24 protein-coding genes are annotated in these 26,144 nt (G+C 62.4%); 8 read left to right on the forward strand and 16 right to left on the reverse strand.

Annotation, left to right across the window (positions count from 1 at the left end; genetic code table 11):
- The first annotated feature begins 12 nt into the window (after positions 1-12).
- Complete coding sequence (locus tag AC2T4A_RS00915) at positions 13-852, forward strand: CorC family transporter (RefSeq protein WP_416746239.1); 840 nt, start codon at positions 13-15, stop codon at positions 850-852.
- Between the two features lie 277 nt (positions 853-1,129).
- A complete protein-coding gene (gene lnt, locus AC2T4A_RS00920; RefSeq protein WP_478378504.1) occupies positions 1,130-2,662 on the forward strand; it encodes an apolipoprotein N-acyltransferase in 1,533 nt (510 codons plus the stop codon).
- A gap of 135 nt (positions 2,663-2,797) precedes the next feature.
- Here the strand turns inward: lnt and AC2T4A_RS00925 are convergent, their stop codons facing one another.
- Positions 2,798-3,556, reverse strand: a complete 759-nt coding sequence (locus AC2T4A_RS00925; protein WP_416746243.1) for a YdcF family protein — start codon at positions 3,554-3,556, stop codon at positions 2,798-2,800.
- 46 nt (positions 3,557-3,602) lie between these two features.
- On the reverse strand, positions 3,603-4,034 hold the full coding sequence (locus tag AC2T4A_RS00930; protein ID WP_416746245.1) for a hypothetical protein: 432 nt from the start codon (positions 4,032-4,034) through the stop codon (positions 3,603-3,605).
- 235 nt (positions 4,035-4,269) lie between these two features.
- Here AC2T4A_RS00930 and leuS point away from each other — a divergent pair, with 235 nt between their 5' ends.
- The 3 genes from leuS to holA all read left to right on the forward strand — a co-directional run bounded on the left by leuS (position 4,270) and on the right by holA (position 8,652).
- Complete coding sequence (gene leuS / locus AC2T4A_RS00935; RefSeq protein ID WP_486742555.1) at positions 4,270-6,891, forward strand: leucine--tRNA ligase; 2,622 nt, start codon at positions 4,270-4,272, stop codon at positions 6,889-6,891.
- Positions 6,892-6,963: 72 nt separating this feature from the next.
- A complete protein-coding gene (locus AC2T4A_RS00940; RefSeq protein ID WP_416746249.1) occupies positions 6,964-7,578 on the forward strand; it encodes an LPS-assembly lipoprotein LptE in 615 nt (204 codons plus the stop codon).
- 36 nt (positions 7,579-7,614) lie between these two features.
- Positions 7,615-8,652: a DNA polymerase III subunit delta gene (gene holA, locus AC2T4A_RS00945; protein WP_416746251.1), complete on the forward strand. Its 1,038-nt coding sequence runs from the start codon at positions 7,615-7,617 to the stop codon at positions 8,650-8,652.
- A 244-nt stretch (positions 8,653-8,896) separates the two neighbouring features.
- On the opposite strand, the gene AC2T4A_RS00950 is transcribed toward holA, so the two are convergent.
- The gene (locus tag AC2T4A_RS00950) at positions 8,897-10,129 is read right to left on the reverse strand and encodes an MFS transporter (protein WP_486742556.1); all 1,233 of its coding nucleotides are present in this window, start codon (positions 10,127-10,129) and stop codon (positions 8,897-8,899) included.
- Positions 10,130-10,795: 666 nt separating this feature from the next.
- Positions 10,796-11,146 carry a YciI family protein gene (locus AC2T4A_RS00955; protein ID WP_416746255.1) on the reverse strand — a complete coding sequence of 117 codons (351 nt, stop codon included), beginning with the start codon at positions 11,144-11,146 and terminating at the stop codon, positions 10,796-10,798.
- A gap of 189 nt (positions 11,147-11,335) precedes the next feature.
- Between AC2T4A_RS00955 and arfA the strand changes: the two genes are divergently transcribed.
- The 3 genes from arfA to AC2T4A_RS00970 all read left to right on the forward strand — a co-directional run bounded on the left by arfA (position 11,336) and on the right by AC2T4A_RS00970 (position 13,296).
- Entirely contained in the window at positions 11,336-11,488 is a 153-nt protein-coding gene (arfA, locus tag AC2T4A_RS00960) for an alternative ribosome rescue factor ArfA (protein WP_045215115.1), read from the forward strand.
- Between the two features lie 71 nt (positions 11,489-11,559).
- A complete protein-coding gene (locus AC2T4A_RS00965; RefSeq protein WP_478378500.1) occupies positions 11,560-11,859 on the forward strand; it encodes a hypothetical protein in 300 nt (99 codons plus the stop codon).
- A 180-nt stretch (positions 11,860-12,039) separates the two neighbouring features.
- Entirely contained in the window at positions 12,040-13,296 is a 1,257-nt protein-coding gene (locus AC2T4A_RS00970; RefSeq protein WP_486742557.1) for a lytic murein transglycosylase, read from the forward strand.
- A 66-nt stretch (positions 13,297-13,362) separates the two neighbouring features.
- Here the strand turns inward: AC2T4A_RS00970 and AC2T4A_RS00975 are convergent, their stop codons facing one another.
- The 12 genes from AC2T4A_RS00975 to rodA all read right to left on the reverse strand — a co-directional run bounded on the left by AC2T4A_RS00975 (position 13,363) and on the right by rodA (position 26,103).
- Positions 13,363-13,881 (reverse strand): fimbrial protein, encoded by a 519-nt coding sequence (locus AC2T4A_RS00975; RefSeq protein WP_478378498.1) that lies wholly within the window; start codon positions 13,879-13,881, stop codon positions 13,363-13,365.
- A 30-nt stretch (positions 13,882-13,911) separates the two neighbouring features.
- Positions 13,912-14,433, reverse strand: a complete 522-nt coding sequence (locus tag AC2T4A_RS00980) for a fimbrial protein (RefSeq protein ID WP_486742558.1) — start codon at positions 14,431-14,433, stop codon at positions 13,912-13,914.
- 598 nt (positions 14,434-15,031) lie between these two features.
- Positions 15,032-17,704, reverse strand: a complete 2,673-nt coding sequence (locus AC2T4A_RS00985) for a fimbria/pilus outer membrane usher protein (RefSeq protein WP_478378496.1) — start codon at positions 17,702-17,704, stop codon at positions 15,032-15,034.
- Positions 17,705-17,845: 141 nt separating this feature from the next.
- On the reverse strand, positions 17,846-18,595 hold the full coding sequence (locus AC2T4A_RS00990; protein ID WP_486742559.1) for a fimbrial biogenesis chaperone: 750 nt from the start codon (positions 18,593-18,595) through the stop codon (positions 17,846-17,848).
- A gap of 90 nt (positions 18,596-18,685) precedes the next feature.
- Positions 18,686-19,192 (reverse strand): fimbrial protein, encoded by a 507-nt coding sequence (locus AC2T4A_RS00995; RefSeq protein ID WP_486742560.1) that lies wholly within the window; start codon positions 19,190-19,192, stop codon positions 18,686-18,688.
- A 365-nt stretch (positions 19,193-19,557) separates the two neighbouring features.
- Complete coding sequence (gene lipA / locus AC2T4A_RS01000) at positions 19,558-20,553, reverse strand: lipoyl synthase (RefSeq protein ID WP_416746271.1); 996 nt, start codon at positions 20,551-20,553, stop codon at positions 19,558-19,560.
- 5 nt (positions 20,554-20,558) lie between these two features.
- Positions 20,559-21,203, reverse strand: a complete 645-nt coding sequence (gene lipB, locus AC2T4A_RS01005; protein WP_325436598.1) for a lipoyl(octanoyl) transferase LipB — start codon at positions 21,201-21,203, stop codon at positions 20,559-20,561.
- Positions 21,203-21,502, reverse strand: coding sequence for a DUF493 domain-containing protein (locus AC2T4A_RS01010; RefSeq protein WP_416746274.1), 300 nt, complete (start codon positions 21,500-21,502; stop codon positions 21,203-21,205). Before AC2T4A_RS01010 ends, lipB begins: the two co-directional genes overlap by 1 nt.
- A gap of 190 nt (positions 21,503-21,692) precedes the next feature.
- Positions 21,693-22,850: a D-alanyl-D-alanine carboxypeptidase family protein gene (locus AC2T4A_RS01015; protein WP_416746276.1), complete on the reverse strand. Its 1,158-nt coding sequence runs from the start codon at positions 22,848-22,850 to the stop codon at positions 21,693-21,695.
- Positions 22,851-22,946: 96 nt separating this feature from the next.
- Positions 22,947-23,972 carry a septal ring lytic transglycosylase RlpA family protein gene (locus tag AC2T4A_RS01020; RefSeq protein ID WP_486742561.1) on the reverse strand — a complete coding sequence of 342 codons (1,026 nt, stop codon included), beginning with the start codon at positions 23,970-23,972 and terminating at the stop codon, positions 22,947-22,949.
- Positions 23,969-24,991 (reverse strand): lytic murein transglycosylase B, encoded by a 1,023-nt coding sequence (gene mltB / locus AC2T4A_RS01025; RefSeq protein WP_416746280.1) that lies wholly within the window; start codon positions 24,989-24,991, stop codon positions 23,969-23,971. Before mltB ends, AC2T4A_RS01020 begins: the two co-directional genes overlap by 4 nt.
- Positions 24,992-24,999: 8 nt before the next feature.
- A complete protein-coding gene (gene rodA, locus AC2T4A_RS01030; RefSeq protein WP_416746467.1) occupies positions 25,000-26,103 on the reverse strand; it encodes a rod shape-determining protein RodA in 1,104 nt (367 codons plus the stop codon).
- Positions 26,104-26,144 lie beyond the last annotated feature (41 nt).

Raw genomic sequence — 26,144 nt, forward strand, 5'->3', positions numbered from 1 at the left:
AGCAAGGAAAAGATGAGCGAAGACCGATCGAGCAATGGGCACAAGTCGTGGTTGGACAAGATCACCCAGGCTTTTGCCCATGAGCCGAGAAACCGCCAGGAGCTGCTTGAGCTGCTGCGCGAAGCCCACGACAACAAGCTGCTGGACAGCGAAGCGCTGTCCATTGTCGAGGGGGCGATCCAGGTCGCCGACCTGCAGGTACGCGACATCATGGTGCCGCGCTCGCAGATGATCAGCATCAAGGCCACCCAGACGCCGCGCGAATTCCTGCCGGCGATTATCGAGGCAGCACACTCGCGTTACCCGGTTGTGGGCGAGAGCCTCGACGACGTCATGGGCGTCCTGCTAGCCAAGGACCTGCTGCCGCTGATCCTTCACGACAACACGCATTCGTTCAACATCAAGGACCTGCTGCGGCCGGCCACCTTCGTGCCGGAGTCCAAGCGCCTGAACGTGTTGCTGCGCGAGTTCCGCGCCAACCACAACCACATGGCCATCGTCATCGACGAGTACGGCGGCGTAGCCGGGCTGGTGACCATCGAGGACGTGCTCGAACAGATCGTCGGCGACATCGAGGACGAGCACGATGTCGAGGAAGACAGCTACATCAAGCCGTTGCCCAGCGGTGACTTCATCGTCAAGGCGCTGACCCCGGTGGAAGCCTTCAACGATTTCTTCGGCGCGGAATTCTCCGACGAAGAATTCGACACCATCGGCGGCGTGGTGATGAGCGCCTTCGGCCACCTGCCCAAGCGCAACGAAACCACCGAACTGGGCGGCTTCCGTTTCCGCGTGCTCAACGCGGACAGCCGTCGCCTGCATCTGCTGCGCCTCACCCCGCTGCATGACTGAGCGTAGGGCGTACAACCGTTCGCGGTTGTACGCCGATGCTCGCGGATGCCAAGGCCGAACCCGCTGCGCGGGGCAAACAGCTGTAGGAGCGAACTTGCTCGCGAACATGTCCCGCAGCGGGGCTGGTTCGCGAGCAAGCTCGCCCCTACAAATAACTCCGACCTTTCCTGCAACACCCTGCCGCAGTCAGCTCATGGCTTTTGGCTTTCATCCCCATAGCCTACCGTTCGTCTCTCCATTACTCTTGCGCATCGCTTAACCGCAACAAGGATTCCCGATGCGCTGGATCACCCGCCCCGGCCTGCCAGGCCACCTGCTCGCCCTGGCCGCTGGCGCGCTCACCCCGCTGACCCTGGCTCCGTTCGGCTACTGGCCGCTGGCAGTGCTTTCGCTGGCCCTGTTCTACCTGGGCCTGCGCGGCACCCCCGCGGGCTCGGCGCTCTGGCGCGGCTGGTGGTACGGCTTCGGCGCCTTCATCGCCGGCACCAGCTGGATCTACTTCAGCATCCACAACTTCGGCGGCGCCTCGGGGCCGCTGGCAGGCTTCCTGGTCGGCGGCTTCAGTGCTGGCGTGGCCTTCTTCTTCGCCCTGCCTGCCTGGGTCTGGGCGAAATTCTTCCGCCGCAACAATGCTCCGATCAGCGACGCACTGGCCTTCGCCGCGCTGTGGGTGGTGCTGGAGCTGTTCCGCAGCTGGTTCCTCACTGGCTTCCCCTGGCTCTATGCCGGCTACAGCCAGCTGGAAGGCCCGCTGGCTGGCCTCGCCCCGCTGGGCGGCGTATGGCTGGTGTCGTTCGGCATCGCCCTCACCGCCGCGCTGATCATCAACATCCCGGCCCTGACCCAGCGCCCGACGCGCCTGGTCACCGGCCTGATCCTGCTGATCGCGCCCTGGGCCGTGGGCCTGGGCTACAAGGGCCACGCCTGGACCACCCCGGCGGGTGCCCCGCTGAAGGTCGCCGCGCTGCAGGGCAACATCGCCCAGGAAATGAAGTGGGACCCGAAGGCCATCACTCACCAGCTGGAGCTGTACCGCGACCTGACCGCCGAGCAGAACGGCGTCGACCTGATCGTCTGGCCGGAAACCGCCGTGCCGGTGCTCAAGGACCAGGCCACCGGCTATCTGGAGATGATCAACGGCGTCGCCACCGCCAAGAAAGCCGCGCTCATCACTGGCGTGCCGGTGCGCGAGAAGACGGCCGAGGGCATCCGTTACTACAACGGCATCACCGTGGTCGGCGAAGGCAGCGGCAATTACCTCAAGCAGAAGCTGGTGCCGTTCGGCGAGTACGTGCCGCTGCAGGACCTGCTGCGTGGCCTGATCGCCTTCTTCGACCTGCCCATGTCCGACTTCGCCCGCGGCCCGGCCGACCAGCCGCTGCTCAAGGCCAAGGGCTACTCCGTGGCCCCGTACATCTGCTACGAAGTGGTCTACCCGGAATTCGCCGCCGAGCTCGCGGCGCAAAGCCAGTTGCTGCTGACCATCAGCAACGACGCCTGGTTCGGCACCTCCATCGGCCCGCTGCAGCACCTGCAGATGGCGCAGATGCGTGCCCTGGAAGCCGGCCGCTGGATGGTGCGCGGCACCAACAACGGCGTCACCGCGCTGATCGACCCGTTCGGCAAGCTGGCGGTGCAGATCCCGCAGTTCCAGCAAGGCGTGCTGCGCGGCGAAGTGGTGCCGATGCAAGGCTTGACCCCCTACCTGCAATGGCGCGTCTGGCCGCTGGCGATTCTCAGCGCTGTGCTGCTGGTCTGGGCGCTGGTGCGCCGCCGTACGCACCCGGAAGAGCGTCGACTGTTCGGTTGATACCGACGAAAAGGGCCTCATTGCGAGGCCCTTTTTCATTCTGGGAGCCGGGTTCGCGAGCAAGCTCGCTCCTACAGGCGCGAATCAGTCCTTGTAGGAGCGGGCTTGCTCGCGAACCGCATCATGCCGGTACCATCAATAGAACAACCGATACCCCACCAGCCCGATCGCCTCGTTCAGCAGTTGCCCGCTCTGCCAGATCGCCCGGCTTTCCGGCAGCCAGCCGCCACCGGGCACGGCATCGTCCATACCGATATAGCCCGAAGGTGCCGGCACGACTTCCAGCCCGGCCTTCTCAAAGCTCCAGATCGAACGCGGCATGTGAATGGCACTCGTGACCAGCACCACTCGCTTGATACCCGCCTCGCGCAGCATCTCGGCGCTGAATTGCGCATTCTCCCAGGTCGTCCTGCTGCGGCCCTCCTCCCAGCGCACCGGCACGCCGTAATCGTCCAAGAGGCTCTGCGCCATGATCCGCGCTTCGGAGGGCGGCGTGCCGTAATGCAGGCCGCCGGAAGTCAGCACCGGCAGGCCGCTGGCCTTGGCCAGGCGCGCCGCATAGCGAATGCGCTCGCGCGCCATCAGACCGGGCTGATCCTCTTCCCAGGCACGATCCCCGCGCACCCGCCCGGCGCCCAGCACCACGATGGCGTCACCGCGCTGCGCCAGTCCCGCCCATTCCGCCTGCTTGAGCGGCTCCTGCTGCTCCAGTTGGCGCGCGCCCCACTCCACCGTCGCCGGCAGGCTCATCACCAGCAGGCCGAGGAAGCCGGAAAAGAAGCAGAACACCGACAAACGCGGATAGCGCCGACGCAGTACGAACCCCAGGAGCAGCAACAGAAGCAGCAGCCCCGGCGGCATGAATATCTGTTTGAGGATGAAGCGGATAGGCATTGGCGACTCCTTGTCGAGGCGCCAAGCCTAACGGAAAGGGGAAATATCAGCGTGCTTTCGCGTTGCGGAACAGCTGCGAACCGCAGGACGTGCAAGGCAGCACGCCCTGGTTACGACTCCAGGCCACGGGAGAGCCGCACAGAGCGCACTGCAACTGCTGTGGGCGCGCCACCAGACGCGGACGGCTGGGCGGCGTGGGTGGCCGCACATGACGTGGCACGCGGGCTGGCGCGCGCTCCAACAGTGCAAGCTCCTCCGCCGCGGCATGCCAGCCGCGCAGCCAGTTCACATCCTGGTCCAGATACGCCCTGATCAACTCCATTTCGGCACTGCTCAAACCGCGCAACTCCAGTTCCACGGGGCATTCGTCACGTAGTCGCTCTGCGGTGTCGGCCTCATCCAGGGCCAGCGCGAGCCGTTGCAACAACCGTTCATACAGACCGGAACCCGAAGCACTTGCGCGATGCAGCTCAGCCATCAGTCACCTCAAGACAGGCGGAAACCTCCCGCCCTCAGGCAAAGCTTAGCGGCCCACCCCACGCCACACCGAGCGTGCGACAAACGGCGCGGGCTACCGGCTCGGGTGGGGGTCATGTATGCTACGAGGCTTTCTGTAGCCGCCCGGCCCGTGTCTTCTCAGGGGCCGCTAGAGCGGAGGGCCACTCGACCTCCCCGGCTGCACAATTCTTTTCCGTACAGGTTCAAATCGCGCCATGCACGAGCAATATCAGCCCCTCGAGATCGAATCCCAGGCCCAGAACTTCTGGAATGAACACAACTCCTTCCGCGTCGACGAAGTCGCCGGCAAGGAGAAGTTCTATTGCCTGTCGATGTTCCCGTATCCGAGCGGCAAGCTACACATGGGGCACGTGCGCAACTACACCATCGGTGACGTGATCAGCCGCTACCACCGCATGCAGGGCAAGAACGTCCTGCAGCCGATGGGCTGGGACGCGTTCGGCATGCCGGCGGAAAACGCCGCAATGAAGAACAACGTCGCGCCGGCGGCCTGGACCTACGACAACATCGCCTACATGAAGTCCCAGCTCAACAGCCTGGGCCTGGCGATCGACTGGTCCCGCGAAGTCACCACCTGCAAGCCGGACTACTACCGCTGGGAACAGTGGCTGTTCACCCGCCTGTTCGAGAAAGGCGTGATCTACCGCAAGAACGGTACCGTGAACTGGGACCCGGCAGACCAGACCGTACTGGCCAACGAGCAGGTCATCGACGGCCGTGGCTGGCGTTCGGGCGCGCTGATCGAGAAGCGCGAAATCCCGATGTACTACTTCAAGATCACCGCCTACGCCGAAGAGCTGCTGTCCAGCCTCGACGACCTGCCGGGCTGGCCGGAACAGGTCAAGACCATGCAGCGCAACTGGATCGGCAAGTCCCGCGGCATGGAGATCGCCTTCCCCTATGACCAGGCTTCCATCGGCGATGCCGGACAACTGAAGGTCTTCACCACCCGTCCGGACACCCTGATGGGCGCCACCTACGTCGCCGTGGCCGCCGAGCACCCGCTGGCCACCCTGGCCGCCGAGCGCGATCCGTCGCTGCAGGCCTTCATCGAAGAGTGCAAGCGCGGCGGCGTCGCCGAAGCCGACATCGCCACCCAGGAGAAGAAAGGCGTCGCCACTTCCCTGTTCGTCGAACACCCGCTGACCGGCGACAAGCTGCCGGTGTGGATCGCCAACTACGTCCTGATGACCTACGGCGAAGGCGCCGTGATGGCCGTGCCGGGTCACGACGAGCGCGACTTCGAGTTCTCCAACAAGTACGGCCTGCCCATCGTCCAGGTCATTGCCAAGGTAGAAGGCGACAACGACTTCGAAGCCGGCACCTGGAAAGAGTGGTACGGCCTGAAGGACGAGAGCGTCATCACCGTCAATTCCGGCAAGTACGATGGCCTGGGCTACCAGGCTGCGTTCGACGCCATCGGTGCCGACCTCGCCGCCAGGAATCTCGGCCAGCAGCGCACCCAGTTCCGCCTGCGCGACTGGGGCATCAGCCGCCAGCGCTACTGGGGCTGCCCGATCCCGATCATCCATTGCGACAGCTGTGGCGACGTGCCGGTGCCGGCCGAGCAACTGCCGGTGGTCCTGCCCGAAGACGTGGTGCCGGACGGCGCCGGTTCGCCGCTGGCCAAACTGCCGTCGTTCTACGAGTGCAGCTGCCCGAAATGCGGCCAGCCGGCCAAGCGCGAAACCGACACCATGGACACCTTCGTCGAGTCGTCCTGGTACTTCGCCCGTTATGCCTGCCCGCAGTTCGAAGACGGCATGCTGGACAAGAAGGCCGCCAACTACTGGCTGCCGGTCGACCAGTACATCGGCGGCATCGAGCACGCCATTCTCCACCTGCTCTACGCGCGCTTCTTCCACAAGCTGATGCGCGACGAAGGCCTGATCGACTCCGATGAGCCGTTCAAGAACCTGCTGACCCAGGGCATGGTCGTCGCCGAGACCTACTACCGCGTCGCCGCCAACGGTGGCAAGGAATGGTTCAACCCCGCGGACGTGGAAGTCGAGCGTGATGCCAAGGCCAAGGTCATCGGCGCACGCCTGAAGACCGACGGCTTGCCGGTGGAAATCGGCGGCACCGAGAAGATGTCCAAGTCCAAGAACAACGGCGTAGACCCGCAGGCCATGATCGACGCCTACGGCGCCGATACCTGCCGCCTGTTCATGATGTTCGCCTCGCCGCCGGACATGAGCTGCGAGTGGTCCGACTCCGGCATCGAAGGCGCCAACCGCTTCCTGCGCCGCGTCTGGCGTCTGGCCCAGGCCCACGTCAATGCAGGCCCTGCCGGCACCGTGGACAAGTCCGCGCTGGATGACGCGCAGAAGGCCATTCACCGCGCCATCCACCTGGCCATCCGCCAGGCCAGCCAGGACGTAGGCCAGCACCACAAGTTCAACACCGCCATCGCCGCCGTGATGACCCTGATGAACGTGCTGGAGAAAGCCCCGACTGAATCCGCCACCGACCGCACCCTGCTGCAGGAAGGCCTGGAAACCGTCACCCTGCTGCTCGCCCCGATCACTCCGCACATCTGCCACGTGATCTGGCAGGAGCTGGGCAAGGACGGCGCCGTCATCGACGCCAGCTGGCCGCAGGTCGACGAAGCCGCCCTGGTGCAGGACAGCCTGCAACTGGTGGTACAGGTCAACGGCAAGCTGCGCGGTCACATCGAAATGCCCGCCACTGCCAGCCGCGAAGAAGTCGAAGCGGCTGCCCGTGGAAATGAAAACGTCCTGCGCTTCACCGATGGCCTGACCATTCGCAAGGTCATCGTGGTGCCGGGCAAGCTGGTCAACATCGTCGCCAACTGATCCAACGCTGGAAATAAAGCAAACGCCCGTGGCACCTTCGTGCCACGGACCAACAGGAATGAGGGAAGCTTGATGAAACGTATCCTGACCAGCCTCGCGCTGATCGGCCTGGCCAGCGTTCTGACCGCGTGCGGTTTCCACCTGCGCGGCATGGGCGATACGAACTTTGCGCTCAAGGAGATCGATCTGAGCGCACGCAATGCCTACGGCGACACCGTCAAGCAACTCCAGCAGGTGCTCGAAGGCAGTGGAGTCAAGGTCGTATCCCGTGCTCCCTACCACCTCATCCTCGCCCGCGAGGACGTGACCAGCCGTACCGTCAGCTACACCAGCTCTGCGCGCAGTGCGGAGAACCAGCTGACCAACACCCTGGATTACGAAATCCGCGGTAGCGATAACCTGTTGCTGCTCAATGGCCAGGTCCAGGTGCGCAAGGTTTACGTGCAGGACGAGAACAACCTGATCGGTTCCGACCAGGAAGCCACGCAGATCCGCAACGAAATGCGCCGCGACCTGGTCCAGCAGATGTCCATGCGCCTGCAGATGATCACCCCGGCCCAGCTGGAAGACCTGCAAGCCAAGGCAGAAGCCAAGGCCAAGGCCGAAGCTGATGCGATGAAGGCCGCGGACGAGGCCCGCAAGGCCGAGCCGCAGCAGTCGCCGATCGAATTCCCGAAAGCGCAGTAAGAGACAGGGGCCGGCCAAACCGGCCCCTGCTTCATCATGAAGCTAAATCCCGGACAACTCGCCAAGCACCTGCAAGGCAAGCTCGCGCCCGTCTATGTGGTCAGCGGCGACGAACCGCTACTCTGCCAGGAAGCGTGCGACGCCATCCGTGCCGCCTGCCGCCAGCAAGACTTCGGCGAGCGCCAGGTATTCAACGCCGAGGCCAACTTCGACTGGGGCCAACTGCTGGAAGCCGGCGCCAGCCTCTCGCTGTTTGCCGAGAAGCGCCTGATCGAGCTGCGCCTGCCCTCCGGCAAGCCCGGTGATAAAGGCGCGGCGATCCTCCAGGAATACCTGCAGCGCCCGCCGGAAGACACCGTCCTGCTGGTCAGCCTGCCCAAGCTCGATGGCAGCACACAGAAGACCAAATGGGCCAAGGCCCTGATCGACGGTGATGTCGCCCAGTTCATCCAGATCTGGCCCATCGATGTTCACCAGTTGCCGCAATGGATTCGCCAGCGCCTTTCCCAGGCCGGCCTCGCCGCCAGCCAGGAAGCAGTGGATCTGATCGCCGCCCGCGTCGAAGGGAACCTGCTGGCCGCCGCCCAGGAAATCGAAAAGCTCAAGTTGCTCGCCGATGGCCAGCAGATCGACGCCGATACCGTTCAGGCGGCGGTGGCTGACAGCGCCCGCTTCGATGTCTTCGGCCTGATCGATGCTGCCCTGAACGGCGAAGCCGCCCATTGCCTGCGCATGCTCGAGGGCCTGCGCGGCGAAGGCGTAGAGCCGCCGGTGATCCTCTGGGCCCTGGCCCGGGAAATCCGTGTACTTGCCAGCCTCGCCCAGCAGTTCAGCCAGGGTGTTCCACTGGACAAGGCATTCAGCCAGGCCCGCCCGCCCATTTGGGATAAGCGCCGCCCGCTGATGAGCAAGGCACTGCAGCGCCACACTGCGCAGCGCTGGAACCAGATGCTGCAGGACGCCCAACTGATCGACGCGCAAATCAAGGGCCAGGCCCCCGGTAACGTCTGGAACAGCCTCGCTCGCCTCGCCTTGCTGGTTGCCGGCCAGCGGATCAGTCTGCCTTCGGCCTGATTTCGGTTTCCACCGTGTCGCTGTGAGGCCAACCGGTGAGTCATCGCGGACGGGGTCCGCTCCTACGCAACGATCAAGCCGGCGCTCACACCAACAAGCCTCGCTCCGTCCTCGAACCTCGGGTAGGAGCGGACTCCGTCCGCGATGCTCCCCACCCAGTCAGGCCTTCGCCCTAACACACCAGACTCGGAACCTGCACCCGTCGGAGCGAGCTTGCTCGCGAACCTGCACAGCGCCCGGAGCTTCAGGACCGCGCCGGCACTGCCCGGCGCGCCTGCCCCTCCGCCCGATCCAAGGCCACACCGCGGGTATCGCGACCGGTACTGATCAGCAGGCAGATGAGCACCGCCACCACGCCGGCGACCATGGCCATCGCCGTGCCATAGCTGTAGCTCTTGGCTATCTCCGCCTGTAGCGGTGCATTCACTGACGCGACCAGGTTGCCCAGCTGGTAGACAAATCCCGGCAATACCGCCCGCGTACCCACCGGCGCCAGTTCATTGAGGTACGCCGGAATCACACCCCAGGCGCCCTGCACCATGAACTGCATGAGGAAGGCCCCTATGCCCAGCGCCACCGCACCATGACTGAAGGCCCACAACGGCAGCACCGGTAGCGCCAGCAACGAACCGCAGATGATCGCCCTCTTCCGCCCGATGCGCTCGGAAAGGCTACCGAACAGAATCCCGCCCAGGATCGCCGCGATGTTGTAGGCCACTGCGATCAGGCTGACCGTGTGCGTATCGAACCCCTGCTGCACCTTGAGGAAGGTCGGGTACAGGTCCTGCGTGCCATGGCTGAAGAAGTTGAAGCAGGCCATCAGCAACACCGCATACAGGCACAGCTTCCACTGGCTGCGCAGCACCGGCCACAACGGCGTCGATTCCTTGCGCTCACGCGCCGCCTGCCAGATCGGCGACTCCGGCACCTTGAACCAGATGAACACCACCAGCACTACCGGCAGGCATCCGACGATGAACATCCCGCGCCAGCCCAGCACCTCGAAGAACAGGCCGTAGATGATCGACGCGATCAGGTAGCCCGCCGGATAGCCGGCCTGGAACAACCCCGACACCATGCCCCGCGAGCGCTCGGGAATGGTCTCCATCGCCAGCGACGAAGCCACGCCCCAGATGCCGCCCATGGCCACGCCGTACACCACCCGCAGGATCAGGAAGGTCGTCAGGTTCGGCGAAAAAGCCGAGGCGAGTTCGAGCAACGAGTAGATCAGGATATTGATCATCAACACCGGTCGCCGCCCGTAGCGTTCGGCCGCGCGCCCGAACAGCAACGCGCCGATGGGCCGCACCGCCAGGGTCAGCAGGATCGCCAGCGACACCTGCGGCAGGTCGACGTGGAAGGTCTGGGCGATATCGGTGAGGACGAAGACCAGCAGGAAGAAATCGAAGGCATCCAGCGTCCAGGCGAGCACCGAGGCGATCACCACATTGCGCTGGGTAGGGGACCATTGCTGCATGACACATCTCCAGCCATGGCGTCGCCGTCCCTGCTCACCGAGGCAATAGTTAGTCAGCTACCAAACTAACCGAGCCCGAAAGCAAGCCACAGTGGCGCACCTGAAAAGATCTGTTACAGAAATAGCGACAATCCGCCGCAGGCCGGGTTCGATGAATCCCTGGCGCAGTTACTCCAGGCAGCCAAGCATCAACACGCACCGCACGGCCAGCCAATGCAGCGCCCACATCAGCGGGAGGAAGTGCCTGAATAGATGCCGGGTCGCGGAGTTGAGCGTGACAAACGGAATATGGCGAGCGCGCACGAAGGTTCTCAAGGCTGAGAGAAGTCAGGAGAATTCATTGCTCCGAAGACTCAAACTCGCACGCTTCGCCTCGTAACGTGGCCTCTGCTACCCAGCGCCCTATTCTCCATCGCGTAGGAGCCACTGTTTTTTTCTGGGGGAGTCCGTACCCATTCATCCCCCTCACCCCAGCCCTCTCTCTCAGGGAGAGGGCTGGGGGGAGGGCCAACCGAGCGCAGAACTTTCACGTAGGAGCGGACTTTGTCCGCGATGACTAACCGGCGCTATGCGGGTCCATCGCGGCCGGAGTCCGCTCCTACACCACCGGCACAGTGTGGGAGCAGGCCTGTTCGCGAACCACACGCCCCGGACGCACGAGCCAAATCACTCCCACTCCCGCACCTGGCGAACTTCCACGCAGCCCAGCCGCCCCGGCGGGATCTTCGCGGCAATCCGCTCGGCTTCCTCGAGGCTTTGCGCCTCAATCAGGTAGAAGCCGCCCAACTGTTCCCGCGTCTCAGCAAAAGGACCGTCGGTCACCGCGAGCTTTTCGCCTTGCCCACGTAACGTCCGCCCGGTTGACGTCGGCAGCAACGCGTTGGCCGCGATGTAATTGCCGCTGCGCCGCAACTGCTCGCTATAGGTCATACACTCATCGACGATGCCTCGCAGCTCGGCCTCTGGCAGCTCTGCCGCCTTGCGCTCATCGAAATAAATCATGCAGAGAAACTTCATCGCCCTTTTCCTCGTTCTTGTCCGCAATGTCAGAAAGGTCCGTCGTCCAGCGTAGCCCTGAACGACAGCCACCGACCTTGGCCCGCCCGCCGGTTGATCAGCGGCATGGACAAGCGTCCCAGTTAGGCGGAAGATGCGCGCGCCGGCACAGGGCCGGCCCCACGAGGCAAGCCAGACGAGGAAAGACAGATGGCGAAGAAATCCAAACGGCCAAACAAGGCCAAGTCACTGGTCGCACAACCACTGTTCCGCAGCCGCCAGGAACAGCCGCTCAAAGGCAAAGGCAGCTACCGCCGCGAAGCCTCCCGAAATTGGGAGGCTTCTTCGCTTCTGGCGGCCTGAAACGTCAGAAAACCTGAACCACCCCCGCCCTTTCGCTTTCAACCGGACAGCCAAGCCCTGGAGGTCCCACCATGAAAGCCCCCCTGATCGTTGCCATCCTCGCCCTCCCCTTCAGCCTCTCAGCCCATGCGTTCTGCTCCGACCAGGAAGCCGAAGCCAAGGGCAAGCAAGTCGCCGCCAAAGTCACCGAAGTGACTCGCAGCGATCCCCAGCGCGCACAGAAGCTCAATGAAAAGCTCGCGGAAATGAAAAAGTCCCGCTCCAGCGAACAGCGTCCCGACGACTGCGCCGCCTACGACGACATGCTCAAGGAGCTCGACCAGAGCGCACCAAAGGTCGACCAGGAAACCGGCGGCGAATCCAGGCAATAACCGACGTTATCCTGTGCACAGGCACTCCCAGGCGCGCCGTTCGACGGGGATCCATCCGCAGCGGGAATTTTCCCGCATCCACGCCATCGAATCTGCACACCCGGCGCTTCTGCCCATCGCAGACGCGTCACGGAGGCCATGCTAAGGTGGCCCCTCACCTGCCAGTACTTGAGGAGAGCAATGCGCACGCCTGTTTCATCTGTTGTCGGCCAACGCTGCCTGCTCGCCGTCACCCTCTCCGTGATCTCCTTCGGTCTGCTGACCTCCTGCACAGAGCCGCCCCCCAAAGGCGCGACCGTCGCTCAGGTACAGCCGACACAAAGCTTCGAACAATGGCGTGACGGCTTCCGCGCGCAGGCGCTGGCCGCAGGCATCAGCGCACAAACCTTCGACGCCGCGTTCGAAGGCATCGAGCCGGATGACTCAGTTGTCACCGCCGACCGTAGCCAGCCCGAATTCACTCGCCCCGTGTGGCAGTATCTGGAGAGCGCCGTTTCCGCCGCGCGAGTGCATAACGGCCAGGCCCGCTCGCTGGAAAACGCCGAGGTGCTGCAACGTATCGAGACCACCTACGGCGTCGACCGCGCAACGGTGGTAGCGATCTGGGGCATGGAAAGCAACTTCGGCCAGCAGATGGGTAGCAAGAACGTCATACGCTCACTCGCCACCTTGGCCTATGAGGGACGTCGTCCTGACTTCGGCCGGGATCAACTGATTGCCGCCCTGCAGATCCTGCAGCATGGCGATGTGCCGGCGCGCAACATGATCGGCTCCTGGGCAGGCGCCATGGGGCAGACCCAGTTCATTCCCACCACCTACAACCGGTATGCGGTGGATTTTGATGGCGACGGTCGCCGTGATATCTGGGGCTCATCAGAAGACGCCCTGGCCTCGACGGCCAATTACCTGCACGTGTCGGGCTGGCAGCCCGGTCGCACCTGGGGATTCGAGGTCCGGCTACCCGAAGGTTTCGACTACGCTCAAGCCGACATGAGCATCCGCAAACCCATCGCGCAATGGCGACGCCTGGGGGTACAGCCCGTGAACGGCAATCTCCCCATCGACCCAGCAGGCGACGCCTCGCTGCTGATTCCGGCAGGTTATCGCGGCCCTGCATTCCTGGTGACGGATAACTTCCGAGCCATCCTCACCTACAACAACTCCACCTCTTATGCCCTGGCAGTCGGCCTCTTGGCCGACAGTTTCAAGGGCGGTGGCCAGTTAATCGGGCAATGGCCGGTGGATGAGCGCCCGCTCAGCCGGAGCGAACGTATCGAACTCCAGCAGAAACTGATGGAACACGGGTACGCCCTAGGCACCCTGGACGGCATCATCGGTGCCAACACGCGGCAAGCGATTCGCGCCTATCAGGCAGCCATCCATTGGCCTGCCGACGGTTATCCGACCCAGGCACTGCTGGAGCGTCTGCGCAATTGAAAAGCGCAAAAAAAGGGCCCTTGAAAGGGCCCTTTTTCACCTGGCTTATCGACGCGCACCAATAGGTCAATTGTACGTGAGGTACAGGTAGGTAAATGTCGAGAGATCTCCGCCAGTCACCGGCAGCGCCTTGGCATAGTACTTGGCCACATAGGTGAACGTCTGGCTGGTGGTGGTGAAGCTGACGCCCGGATCGGTCGCCAGGTTGACGGCAGTAGTGCCATCACTCTTGAACAACTGAATCTGCGCGCTGGTGCCGCTCGTATTGGTGTTCTTCAGCGTACCGGCAGCCGCATCGACATTCACGGCCGCGTCCCACTTCATCGTGGTGGTGGCCGTCGGGCAGTTGGTCAATACGATATTGAACGACTTCTGGTTCTTGCTCAGCGCGCCCGTCGCCGCAAAATCACTGCTCATGACCGAGCTCAGCGGTACGTTGATCTGAGTCGGGGCACTTCCGGTGCCTGCAATAGTGCAAGTTCCGTCGATAACCTTACCAGTAATATTGATTTGCGCATCCGGTGTTGCCGCGTATACGTTAGCGGCGCAGCAAAGCACCCCAGCAGTAGCAAGAATTTTATTCATATCAACCTCACCTTTCTTGAATTCTTCGTATTAAAGATAAAGCATCGTCAACTGGACAAGTCCGACCACTTTCCCAGGTGTTACTTGCGCCGCAGTGCCAGTTCTGTAATAAGCCACATTCAGGTTGATCGGCAACATGGAGTTCCCACTGGTCGGACTGTAGCCCGCCAACGTATAGCTGGAGTCTGCAAACTTAATCGGGTTGGTGCCGGTACTATCGGTGATCCGAATCCCCACCCCACCAGCCATTCCTGAACCGGATTGGTTGTTGAAAGTACCGTTTGTAGAACTGATGATGTTCGCGCCAATGGGGTCCAGTTCGTAGCGAATAACATTCATGCCCGATGGGCAATTCTTGACCTGGATCTGTAGCGGCTTCTTCTTCACCTCGGTCGTCGAGGCGTAGTCCCACACATACGAGTCGGCCAATTGCAGATCCACAGAGTCCACTTGGCACATCAGTACGTTGAACTGTACCGATGATGTCAGAAATTGTTTGGGGCCGCCTTGAGTTCCATAGCCACCATTGATATAGGTGAGCGCGCGAGTCAATTCCCCCCCGCCAAAATTCCCGCAGTAATCTGCCCATACTGAACGAGACGAATTTGAGCCTGCCCGCCATTTGTAACCGACCCATTCGCGTTACAACTTCTATACATGTAGGTTGTACTACCTATCAAAGGGAACCAACCGCTCCATCCACAACCATTTGCATAAACATTATACTTTAATATAAACCCAACACCGTCCTTATCAGTCTTAAAAACCTTGTATGTAGTCCCCCCATCCACATAGGTCGTACCTGTGTCTGTCGGCTGATAGAATGCCACACCGGTTGGAGTAGAACTCGAAACATTGCAACTCCACCAATTAGTAGATGATGGTCCTGCAACCCAACCTGTGAGGGCCGTCACTTGTGTACTATCACGAGGCACGGAGATTACCGGTGGGAAATTGAACGTATCCGCTGCTGGATTACCACTACAGGTTGCCGCAGCCATTGCTTTGCCCGACATGAGAACTACAATCGAACAGACAAGGACTACCAACAGCAGCGTATCGCTGAACCACCACTTCTTCCCATATAGCTCATGCAAACCCATTAAACACCCACTTCCGAATTAATAATTCAGACAATTACGATCAGTAATTAGCGCCCGGCAACTTTAGGTGCATCCAGAATCGCCTGGCAGGTCGAACTCACCTTCATGAAGGGGAGCTTTTCATCGCTCTGAGCTGGCAGCGAGTAATCGATCTGGCAACGTTGCCCCGAGCCATCCCCCCACTTGACGAACAATTGGCCCTTCGGCTCCAGACCCCGCAGGAATATCCTGCCGCCTTGACCCACCATGGAAAGATTGTTGCCTTTCGCATCCAATACTTCGGCGCCCATGGGAATGGCCTCCCCACTATCGCGCACCACCTGCATGAGGACGGGCGCACCGGTGATAGTGGAATACTTCAACATGACCACCGAGCCATAGCGCGGAGCTGTCTGTTGAGAGGTAACTTCCAGTTCGACATCCTTGGAAGTCCCTTTCGGATCCAGGTCAATGTCGTTACGCCGGTACGGTGTCAGCCCGCCTACGACGGCATACCCGTTGCTGGCAACCTTGGCGCCGACGTTGGTGCTGATGGATGCGCCTTCGGCACCTTTGGCCTCGACGACCGCCATGGTTTCGCTCTGGTTCTGCGAGAAGTTGATGCCGCCGGGATGCGCGACCACCGACCCGCGAGCGCCCAAGCCAACTTGCTTGTATCCGTCCCCCGTACTGAAGTTGGCGTTGTAAATGGCTTCCGGCGCGCTGTAGGAAAGGTTTGCGCCACTGTTGTAGGTACGGTCACCGTCATACTTGTTACCGGACCCATAAATACCGTAGGCAATCTGGTTGTCGTCACCTGCCGAGCCATTCAGGCTGGTCTGGATGCTGTTGTTCTTGCCGTCGGTAAAGTTGACGTTACTGGTCAACGACATTGGGTGACGGTTACCCAACCCAATGGGAACGGTCACACTGAGCATATAGGTATTGTCGTATTCGCCGTCCTGGTTGCTGGTACGCGAGGCCGACAGCGACATCGACCCCCAATTGAAGCCGGTATTGACGCCGCCCTGGAAGCTGGTGTCACTGCTGCCCTTGTTCCAGTAATTCTGCTTCGAACCACTGAAGTACAAGGAACTGCGATCCGTGAGCGGCTGGTTGATACCCAGCTGATAACGGTTGCGCTGGCGATACAGGTTGTAGTTGTTCGCGCGATCGGTACCCCAAGCCTGGGCAAAATCCTGGAAGCTCAGGTAGTTCTCGCTGTTGAATCGATAGGCCGCGATGGTGAAGTTGGTATTCGTCGGCTCGAGCAGCTTGCTGTAGGTCACGCGGTAGCTCTGGCCGCTCATGTCCTTTTTCAGGCCGTACTGGCTATCGTTCAGATCTTTGGCCTTGGACTGGGTCACGTCGGCCGCCAGGGCACCTACCGATGTGCTCAACGCCAAGCCGCCCTGCGCGGCCGCGTAATCCTCAGCGATAATGCCGCCCGTATAGGCAGTCAGGTAGTTGTTGATGCCGTACTGGTAGGTGCCTTGGGCGAAGTTGGGTTCACGATCGAGGTTGTCGTCCCGGTACTTGCCTGCCGTCACGCTGTAACGGGAAATGCCCGGACGCACCAGTTGGTTGATCGAGGCGAACGGGACCAGGAACGACTTCACCCGGCCATCCGCTTCGGTGATCTCCACTGTCAGGTCACCCGAGTAACCCGTGTTGTAGAGGTCGTTGATCTCGAACGGACCGGGTGCGACGCTGGTTTCGTAAATGACATTGTCGCCCTGCTTCACCCGCACCCGCGCGTTGGTGTCCGCCACCCCGCGGATATTGGGCGCGAAGCCCCGCTGCGAATCGGGCAGCATGCGGTCGTCACTGGCCAGTTGCACGCCGGTATACGGCACGGAATCGAACACCGCACTGTCGGTGTAGTACTGGCCGGCGGTGAATTGCGACTTCAGGCTGGTGACATCGCGCTGTGCGTAGGTGCTGATGGAGTTGTAGTTGCTGGTGGACTTGCTGTTGTCCGTCTCATTGCGGCTGTAGCTGCCGTTGTAACGCAACCGCCATTCGCCCAGGTTTGCGCCAGCGTTGATGCCCGCGTAATAGTTCGTGGAGTCAGTGCCGTGGCTATCACTCTTGTAGACGTTGGTGTCATACATGAGGAAGCCGGCAGTCACGCCGCTGTCCCACTCCGACGGGTCGACATAACCATGCACCTGCCGGCCCAGGTACAGTTGCGGCACGGAGATGCTGGCGGATAGCTCGGAGAGGTCGATATCCAGCTTGCCAGAGGGCACTACCGCGTTGAAATCCACGCAGTCGCCGGTAATCAGCTTCTGCTTTTCCGGCGGCAGCTTGCTGACATCGACACCCAGCTCCGCGAATTGGGAGCTTTTGATGCAGTAGGTGGACACAGCACTCTTGCCACTGCCCTCCGATACCGCCCTGATGGGCATTCGGCCAACCCACGACTGATTGACGTACACGTCGAGGCGATACACGCCCGGCTCGATGGGGGTTCCGTTTTCGAAACGCGATACATCCACGCTCGGCACGCTGCCGCCGTGATCGAAGAAGCTGGGGTTGAACTCAGCGACCTCCAGCGAATTGGAATTTCTCTTTCCCGATGGCTCGTCATCCGCCAGGACGGATGGCGCGCCGAACGTAAGCAAGACCCCGTACAGCAGGCAGCATCCCATGACGACGGGAAGCCAAGTCGAACCCATGGCGACGGCGGACGCCAACGGGGTGCGTTGCTGGGTGAAGGTGCCTTGCATGATGTCCATAATCGTTTTCTCTGTTGATCCGTCTTCTTGCGGACGAGCTGATCCACACCCTGACTAGAGCGGGTGTGCCGGGTGGAAACGTATTTGGTTCTCTTACGGCACCAGCCCCGGCGCTTACCGTGGGCTGGCGAAATCAAATGCTCAGAGCTTGGCTTCAAGCTTTTGTGGAGAGCCCCAGTCGTTTACCCACTGGTAGTCGACCTGGGTTCCAGGACCAGGGGCTGCGCTCAGGTCGTGGAGCGGAAATACTTCGCTGGCTCCAGGGGCGACCATCTTCACGTCTTCCGGCTTGACTTGATAAGCCTTGCCATTGGTCTGGACGGTGATGGTGGAGAGCGAGACGTGGAAGGCACCACCGTTCGTAGCCTTCACACCGTAACCGGCGCCGCTCTGCACAACCGACCACTTCAGCCCTTGAGCAGACTCGGCGGGAGAGCCCGGCAAATCATCAGGGCGGTAGAAAATCTTGAGGCGCGAACGCACTGCCACCTGGAGGAAGTTGGCTTCCTTGTTCTTGGGCATGGGCGGCACGTCGAGTACGTTCAGCCAGAACACAGACTCCTGTTTCTTGGAGGCTGCCTCGTCACCGGTGTAAACCAGACGCAATGCCTGGCCCTTTTTCGGTTCCACTCGGGTAATGGGAGGAGTGATCAGGAATGGGCCATCGGCCTTGTCGGGCGTCAATTTGGAATCGCCCCTGTCGACCCAGGCCTGAACCAGCGAAGGCTCTTCCGCGTTGTTGGTCATCTTGACCGTCACTTCTCTGTCCTTGGCGGGATAAACGACGCGGGATCCGGTGATGACGATGCCAGCACTGGCCATGCTGGACCACAGGACAGCTGCACTCATGCAGCCGGCGAACCACAGAGATTTGGAAGAGAGCTTGACCATCACACACCAACCTTAGAGAAGGAACGTCGGGAGCAAAGCGCTCCCGACGGGTATTGCAGCCACCCGATGCGGCGCAATGGCCGCACGACCTTAGTAGGTCAGGGTGATGTAGCCGTAGGTGTTGACCAGGCCCGAAGTGGCCGGCAGCACGTTGGCGTAGTACTGGCCGTAGTAGCTCACGGTGGCGCTGTTGGCAGCGTCCAGAGTCACGGCGTAGCCAGCGTCGTTGTTCAGGTCGATCACCTGCTGGTTCTGGTTCAGGACCTGGACCTGGACGTTGGAGCCGCCAGCGATCAGGTTCTTCAGGTTGCCGGAGGTCAGGTCAACGTTCGGCAGCGGCTCCCAACGCAGGGTCGGCGCGGCGGTGCAGTCGGTCAGGGAGAGGTCGAACTTCTTCGCACCGGAGACGCGGGAGTTGGCGCTGAAGGAAGTCGCACCAACCTTCGGCAGGCTGACAGCGACGTCGACCATCGGGTCGGAACCGTTGATCTTGCAGGTCTGGTCAACCACTTCACCGTCGAAGGTGACTTTGACGTCAGCAGCGTATGCGCTGATGGAGGCAGCGGAGACCAGGGCAGCTACGAGCAGCTTTTTCATTTGAATTTCTCAGCAGTGTTCTGGGAGGGTGGGGAACACCTTCCAGGGATCGAGCCACATCGTTGTTCCCCCGTGGCACATGTCGCCCCCCAGCGTGGGAGAACGACGCTGGCCATTCTCCGGACTGACAAACGCGGGCGCTGTCGGGGGCGTCTCTCGCGGCCGTCAGAAACTTCTTGTTCGAAATCCATCGAGGCCTTTCCCAGGCCTTTCGCGGCATTTTCGTAACCATTGCCGGACTGGCCCGTGCAGCAGATGCCGTGCAGCGTCCCGGGGAGGCTGCAAGCCGCAGAGGTGCAACACTGGAGAAACAAAAAAGGCCGCCTCCCTGGCGGGAGGCGGCCTCATGTGGAGCGAGGGGGCGATCAGCCGATCTTGTGGCCGTGTGCCTGCTGGTCAGCGTGGTAGGAAGATCGCACCAGCGGGCCGGAAGCGACGTTCTTGAAGCCCATCTTCGCGCCTTCCTCGGCAAACCAGGCGAAGGTGTCCGGGTGGACGAAGCGCTGTACCGGCAGGTGGTTGCGCGAAGGCTGCAGGTACTGGCCGAGGGTCAGCATGTCGATGTCGTGCTCGCGCATGCGATGCATGACTTCGATGACTTCCTCGTCGGTCTCGCCCAGGCCGAGCATCAGGCCGGACTTGGTCGGCACGTGCGGCACCATCTGCTTGAACTTCTGCAGCAGGTCGAGCGACCACTCGAAGTCGGAACCCGGACGAGACGACTTGTACAGCCGCGGGACGGTTTCCAGGTTGTGGTTGAACACGTCCGGCGGCTCGTTGGCGGTGATTTCCAGGGCGATGTCCATACGGCCGCGGTAGTCCGGGACCAGGGTTTCCAGCTGCACGCCGGGGGACAGCTTGCGGATTTCGCGCAGGCAATCGGCGAAGTGCTGGGCACCGCCGTCACGCAGGTCGTCGCGGTCTACCGAGGTGATCACCACGTACTTCAGGCGCAGGTCGGCGATGGCGATGGCGAGGTTGGTCGGCTCATCGACATCCAGCGGCTTCGGACGGCCATGGCCGACGTCGCAGAACGGGCAGCGACGGGTGCAGATGTCACCCATGATCATGAAGGTCGCGGTGCCGCCAGAGAAGCACTCGCCCAGGTTCGGGCAGGAGGCCTCCTCACAGACGCTGTGCAGCTTGTGCTTGCGCAGCAGTTGCTTGATGCGGTCGACCTCGGGGGAAACGGGGATGCGCACGCGAATCCAGTCGGGCTTCTTCGGCAGTTCGTCGGTGGGGATGATCTTCACCGGAATGCGCGCGACCTTTTCTGCGCCGCGCAGCTTGACGCCGACTTCCACCTTGCCCGGCTTGGTGGCCGGGGCGGCCTGGCCGGAATTCTCCACAACAGTGCTCATCTAGGTTAGATCCCGCCCGTTAGGGTCTTCTGTGCCGCGTAGCCAAGGCGTTCGACGAGTTCGCCACGTAGGCGCTCGCGCACATCGGCCAATGCGATGGGGCCGGCCAGCTGACTCAGCTGGGTCATGGCCATGCCTGCGTATCCGCAGGGATTGATGCGTCGAAAGGGTTCCAGGTCCATGTCCACGTTGAGGGCCAGGCCATGGAAGGAGCGGCCATTGCGGATGCGCAGGCCGAGGGATGCGATCTTCGCGCCGTCCACATAGACGCCCGGAGCGTCGGGTTTGGACACAGCGGTGACGCCGTAGCTGTCCAGCAGACCGATGAGGCTCTGCTCGATGCGCGAGACGAGGTCACGCACGCCGATACCGGAGCGGCGCACGTCGAGCATCAGGTAGGCCACCAACTGGCCGGGGCCGTGGTAGGTCACCTGGCCGCCGCGATCTACCTGGACCACCGGGATGTCGCCGGGGAACAGCACGTGCTCGGCCTTGCCCGCCTGGCCCTGGGTGAATACCCGCTCGTGCTCGAGCAGCCAGACTTCATCGGGCGTGACGGCTTCGCGCTCGGCGGTGAAGCGCTGCATGGCGTGCCAGGTCGGCTCGTAAGGAAGGATACCCAGCTCACGAAAGCCCAGCGTTTCGCCCATCAGAGCACCATGTGGACGCGGCCGGTGGCGCGCAGGTCTTTATGGATGTTCTGCAGTTGGTCGACGCCAGTGGCGGTGATCAGCACCTGCACGGACAGGAAGCGGCCGTTGCGGCTGTCACGGGTGACCAGGGTAGTGATGTCGAGATCCGGCGCGTGGCGCTGGATGACTTCGATGACCAGATCGGGGAAGCCTTCGCCGGCGTCGCCGATAACCTTGATCGGATAGCGTTCGCAGGGGAACTCGATCTTCGGCGCGGGTTGCTCAGTCGTATCGACGGTATCAGGGGTATCAGTCATGGCAATCGCGGGCGGGTGGCCCGCCTCCGCATGAGCGTCCTGGATGGGGGCGCTCCGGGTGGATCGGACGACGGCTGCCGGACCACAGGGGGACCGGGCAGTCGCAGGCGGGCATTTTACCCGAGTTTGCGACTGCGCGGGCGGGTCAATCCCGGCCTTGTATACAAAAGTGCAAGGCCGGGACGAGCGGTCAGTTGAACAGACCGTAGAAGAACATGCGCAGGCTGTCCCAGATGCGACGGAAGAAACCACCCTCTTCCACGGCATTCAGGGCCACCAGGTCGGAGGTGCGGACAACTTTGTCACCCAGCTTGACCTCGACCTTGCCGATGACCTGGCCCTGCTGGATCGGCGCCACCAGGTTGGGCTCGACGACCATGTTGGCCTGCAGCTGCTTGAGCTGACCGCGCGGTACGGTCATGGTCAGGTCTTCGGACAGGCCGGCTTTGACTTCGTGATCGGAGCCTTTCCAGACCATGGCCTTGGTCAGCTCGGCGCCCTTCTTGTAGAAGGTCTGCGATTCGAAGAAGCGGAAGCCATAGGTCAGCAGCTTCTGGGTCTCGGCAGCGCGAGCCTGTTCGCTGTTGGTGCCGAACACGACGGCGATCATGCGCTGACCGTCGCGCACGGCGGAGGCCACCAGGCAGTAGCCGGCTTCGTCGGTGTGGCCGGTCTTCAAGCCGTCGACGGTCTTGTCGCGCCACAGCAGCAGGTTGCGGTTGGGCTGCTTGATGTTGTTCCAGAAGAACTCTTTCTGGGCGTAGATGGCGTAGTGGGTCGGCTCGCCGTAGATGATGGCGCGGGCCAGGACGGCCATGTCCTTGGCGGACGAGTAGTGGTCCGGGTTGGGCAGGCCAGTGGCATCCATGAAGTGGGAGTTGGTCATGCCCAGCTTCTGCGCGGTGGTGTTCATCATGTCGGCGAAGGCGTCTTCGCTGCCGGCGATGTGCTCGGCCAAGGCGACCGAGGCGTCGTTGCCGGACTGGATGATGATGCCGTGCAGCAGATCGCTCACCGAGACCTGGGAGCCGACCTTGATGAACATGCGCGAGCCGCCGGTACGCCAGGCGTGTTCGCTGACGGTGACCAGGTCGGATTCGGCGATGCGGCCGCCTTCGATTTCCTTGGTGGCGATGTAGGCGGTCATCAGCTTGGTCAGGCTGGCGGGCGGCAGGCGCTCGTCACCGGCGTTCTCGACCAGGATGTTGCCGCTGGCGCCGTCCATCAGCACCCAGGCCTTGGCCGCGAGCTGCGGGGCGGCGGGAACGACTTCTGCTGCCCAGCTGGCCACGGGGGCGCTGAACAGCACGAGCAAGGACAGGCGTTTGGCGAAGTTGAAGATGTTCATCCGTCTCTCTGGGGTTCACTAATGGTCAAACAATCCCCCGCGGGGGAACTCGTGAGGCGGCCTCTAACGTGCCGCTATCGCACGTGCGGTGGAATCTCAGTCCAGGCGCACGAGCTTGGGTTGGCCAAGGTTGGCCACGCGGATGCTGTCCTGCATCCTGCTTGCTTCATCCTGCGTTCCGATCGGCCCCAGGCGCACCCGGTACAAGGTCTGCTGGTTGACCACGACCGAGCTGATAAAGGATTTCGCCCCCGTCAGGCCGCCGACCTTCTCCTTGAGAAGCTCCGCAGCGTCCGGGTTGGCGAAGGCACCCACCTGGAGATACAGGCCATCGGCTGGTAATGAAGCGTTTTTTTTTGAGTCGATCTGGACCGGCGCCACAGGCGCGGCGTGCTGCGCCGGTGGCGGGGTATAGGTTTCGATGGGCTGCGCCATGGCGACCGCTTGCGGCTGCGCGGAGGCAGGCTGCGAGGCCATCTTCGGCAGGGCCATGATCATCGGCGGCTGCTTGCCCTGGGAGGCCCACCAGCGGTCAGGGTCGATGCCTTCGACCTTGACGTGGGCGGTGCCGGTCTCGGCATAGCCAAGCTTCTTGGCGGCGGCGAAGGACAGGTCGATCACCCGGTCGGAATAGAATGGGCCGCGGTCGTTGACGCGGACGATGACGCTCTTGCCGTTGTCCAGGTTGGTCACGCGGACGTAGCTGGGCAGCGGCAGGGTCTTGTGCGCGGCGGTCATGCCGTACAGGTCGTATTGCTCGCCGTTGGCGGTGGCCTGGCCATGGAACTTGGTGCCATACCAGGACGCCGTGCCGGTCACGCTGTAGGCACTGGCGTTATTGAGCGGGTAGTAGGTCTTGCCCAGCACGGTGTAGGGGTTGTTCTTGAACGGCCCGTTGTGCGGCATCGGCACGGCATCGGGGATGCGCGAGACATCGACATCCCACCAGGGCGCCCCGTCGCGGTGCGGACGGTTGTAGTCGTAGGGGCCGGAAATACCGCTGCTCACCTGCGGCTGCGGTTGCGGCGCGCGGTTACCGGTGCAACTGGCGAGGAACACGGTGCTCAGGCCAACGCAGGCGGCCAGCGACCAGAGGCCGGGACTTGCGATTCGCTTGCTCAATGGACACCTCGTGCCTTGGCGATCTCGCCGGCCAGCTGATGGACCGCCATGGCGTACATGGCGCTGCGGTTGTAACGGGTGATCACGTAGAAGTTCGGCAGGCCGACCCAGTATTCGGTGCCCTGCGCGCCTTCCAGGCGCATGGCGGTCACCATCAGGTCGTCGCGGATCACGTCATGGGTTCGCCAGCCCTGGGAGCGTAGCTGACCGAGGTTCATCTGCGGTTCCAGGCCCTGGGTGAGCGCGTCTTCGGCGGTGGAGGTACCGATTTCCGCCTGCGACACCACCGGCTCGCCGGTATGCCAGCCGTGCTGCTTGAAGTAGTTGGCGACGCTGCCGATGGCATCGGTGGGGTCGCTCCAGATATTGATGTGGCCGTCGCCGTCGAAGTCCACGGCATAGGCGCGGAAGCTGCTCGGCATGAACTGTGGCAGGCCCATGGCGCCGGCGTAGGAGCCGTTCAGGGTGAGCGGGTCGACCTGCTGTTCGCGGGCCAGCAGCAGGAACTGCTTGAGCTCCTTGCGGAAGAATTCAGCACGCGGCGGGTAATCGAAGCCCAGGGTGGACAGCGCGTCCATCACCCTGAAGTTGCCGGTGTTGCGACCGAAGAAGGTTTCGACGCCGATGATGGCGACGATGTACTGGGCCGGCACGCCGTATTCCTGCTCGGCGCGGGCCAGTGCCTCGGCATTCTGGTTCCAGAAGTCCACGCCGCGGTTGATGCGCGCGTCGGTGACGAAGATCGGGCGGTATTCCTTCCAGGTCTTCACTCGCTCGGCCGGGCGGGAGATGGCGTCGAGGATGGACTGCTTGCGCTCCACGTCGTGGAAGACGCCCATGAGCTGCTCGCCGGCGAAGCCGTAGTCACGGGTCATCTCGCTGACGAACTCGGCGACCTGGGGTGAACCATCGTAGTCGCCCGCGTGGGCTGCGCCGGACATGCCGATCGCCCCCGCGATTCCGACCCAATGCACCCCCCTGGCAGCCCAGGCGCGCAGTACTTGCATTCCTTTCTTCACTCTTGTCATCAAACCTGGGCGATCCACTTCCGGTGGGTGTGAATCGACATCAAAACGCCGAACCCTGACATCAGGGTCACCAGCGAAGTTCCGCCATAACTAATGAAGGGCAGCGGTACCCCCACCACTGGCAACAATCCGCTGACCATACCAATGTTGACGAAGACATACACGAAGAAGGTCATGGTGATACTGCCGGCGAGCAACTTGCCGAACAGCGTCTGCGCCTGCGCCGTGATCACCAGCCCCCGGTAGATCACCAGCAGGTACAGCACCAGCAGGAGGCACACCCCGACCAGTCCGAACTCTTCGCCGAGCACAGCAATGATAAAGTCCGTGTGGCTTTCGGGCAAAAAATCCAGATGGGACTGCGTCCCCAGCAGCCAGCCCTTGCCGAACACACCGCCCGAACCGATGGCCGCTTTTGACTGGATGATGTTCCAGCCGGTACCCAGCGGATCGCTCTCCGGGTCGAGGAAGGTCAGCACGCGCTGCTTCTGGTAGTCGTGCATGACGAAGTACCACATGCCCACCGCGACCGGCACTGCGGCCGATACCGCCATGATGATCCAGCGCCAGCGCAGGCCACCGACGAACAGCACGAAGGAGCCGGACGCCAGCACCAGCATGGCGGTGCCCAGGTCCGGCTGCTTGAGGATCAGTACGAACGGCACCACGATCAGCGCAAGCCCCACCACGCTGTGCTTGAAGCCAGGCGGCAGGGCGCGCTTGGACAGGTACCAGGCGATGGTCATGGGCATCAGCAGCTTCATGAATTCCGCCGGCTGGAAGCGGATCACGCCGGGAATGTTGATCCAGCGGGTAGCGCCCATGGCGTTGTGGCCCATCACGTCCACGACCACCAGCAAGGCCACGCCGATCAGGTAGCCCAGCGGCACCCAGCGGGCGAGGAAACGCGGCTCGATCTGCGCCAGTACGAACATCGCCCCCAGGCCCAGGCCGAACGACGACGCCTGCTTGATCAGCAGATCCCAGCTCTTGCCGCTGGCGGAATACAGGACGAACAGGCCGACCGAGCCGAGGGTTACCAGCAGCAGAAGCAGCAGGCCGTCGATATGCAGGCGCTGCAGCAGGCTGGAGCGCCGCTTCATGACATCTTCGCTGGACAGCGTGCGGTCGAAATTACTGTTCA

The sequence above is a fragment of the Pseudomonas sp. PVC-3-1 genome (assembly GCF_057444315.1).

Excerpts from the sequence above, each read along its gene's own strand:
- AC2T4A_RS00915 (WP_416746239.1), top strand. The coding sequence starts at position 13 with ATGAGCGAAGACCGATCGAGCAATGGGCACAAGTCGTGGTTGGACAAG.
- lnt (WP_478378504.1), top strand. The coding sequence starts at position 1,130 with ATGCGCTGGATCACCCGCCCCGGCCTGCCAGGCCACCTGCTCGCCCTG.
- AC2T4A_RS00925 (WP_416746243.1), bottom strand. The coding sequence starts at position 3,556 with ATGCCTATCCGCTTCATCCTCAAACAGATATTCATGCCGCCGGGGCTG.
- AC2T4A_RS00930 (WP_416746245.1), bottom strand. The coding sequence starts at position 4,034 with ATGGCTGAGCTGCATCGCGCAAGTGCTTCGGGTTCCGGTCTGTATGAA.
- leuS (WP_486742555.1), top strand. The coding sequence starts at position 4,270 with ATGCACGAGCAATATCAGCCCCTCGAGATCGAATCCCAGGCCCAGAAC.
- AC2T4A_RS00940 (WP_416746249.1), top strand. The coding sequence starts at position 6,964 with ATGAAACGTATCCTGACCAGCCTCGCGCTGATCGGCCTGGCCAGCGTT.
- holA (WP_416746251.1), top strand. The coding sequence starts at position 7,615 with ATGAAGCTAAATCCCGGACAACTCGCCAAGCACCTGCAAGGCAAGCTC.
- AC2T4A_RS00950 (WP_486742556.1), bottom strand. The coding sequence starts at position 10,129 with ATGCAGCAATGGTCCCCTACCCAGCGCAATGTGGTGATCGCCTCGGTG.
- AC2T4A_RS00955 (WP_416746255.1), bottom strand. The coding sequence starts at position 11,146 with ATGAAGTTTCTCTGCATGATTTATTTCGATGAGCGCAAGGCGGCAGAG.
- arfA (WP_045215115.1), top strand. The coding sequence starts at position 11,336 with ATGGCGAAGAAATCCAAACGGCCAAACAAGGCCAAGTCACTGGTCGCA.
- AC2T4A_RS00965 (WP_478378500.1), top strand. The coding sequence starts at position 11,560 with ATGAAAGCCCCCCTGATCGTTGCCATCCTCGCCCTCCCCTTCAGCCTC.
- AC2T4A_RS00970 (WP_486742557.1), top strand. The coding sequence starts at position 12,040 with ATGCGCACGCCTGTTTCATCTGTTGTCGGCCAACGCTGCCTGCTCGCC.
- AC2T4A_RS00975 (WP_478378498.1), bottom strand. The coding sequence starts at position 13,881 with ATGAATAAAATTCTTGCTACTGCTGGGGTGCTTTGCTGCGCCGCTAAC.
- AC2T4A_RS00985 (WP_478378496.1), bottom strand. The coding sequence starts at position 17,704 with ATGGACATCATGCAAGGCACCTTCACCCAGCAACGCACCCCGTTGGCG.
- AC2T4A_RS00990 (WP_486742559.1), bottom strand. The coding sequence starts at position 18,595 with ATGGTCAAGCTCTCTTCCAAATCTCTGTGGTTCGCCGGCTGCATGAGT.
- AC2T4A_RS00995 (WP_486742560.1), bottom strand. The coding sequence starts at position 19,192 with ATGAAAAAGCTGCTCGTAGCTGCCCTGGTCTCCGCTGCCTCCATCAGC.
- lipA (WP_416746271.1), bottom strand. The coding sequence starts at position 20,553 with ATGAGCACTGTTGTGGAGAATTCCGGCCAGGCCGCCCCGGCCACCAAG.
- lipB (WP_325436598.1), bottom strand. The coding sequence starts at position 21,203 with ATGGGCGAAACGCTGGGCTTTCGTGAGCTGGGTATCCTTCCTTACGAG.
- AC2T4A_RS01010 (WP_416746274.1), bottom strand. The coding sequence starts at position 21,502 with ATGACTGATACCCCTGATACCGTCGATACGACTGAGCAACCCGCGCCG.
- AC2T4A_RS01015 (WP_416746276.1), bottom strand. The coding sequence starts at position 22,850 with ATGAACATCTTCAACTTCGCCAAACGCCTGTCCTTGCTCGTGCTGTTC.
- rodA (WP_416746467.1), bottom strand. The coding sequence starts at position 26,103 with ATGAAGCGGCGCTCCAGCCTGCTGCAGCGCCTGCATATCGACGGCCTG.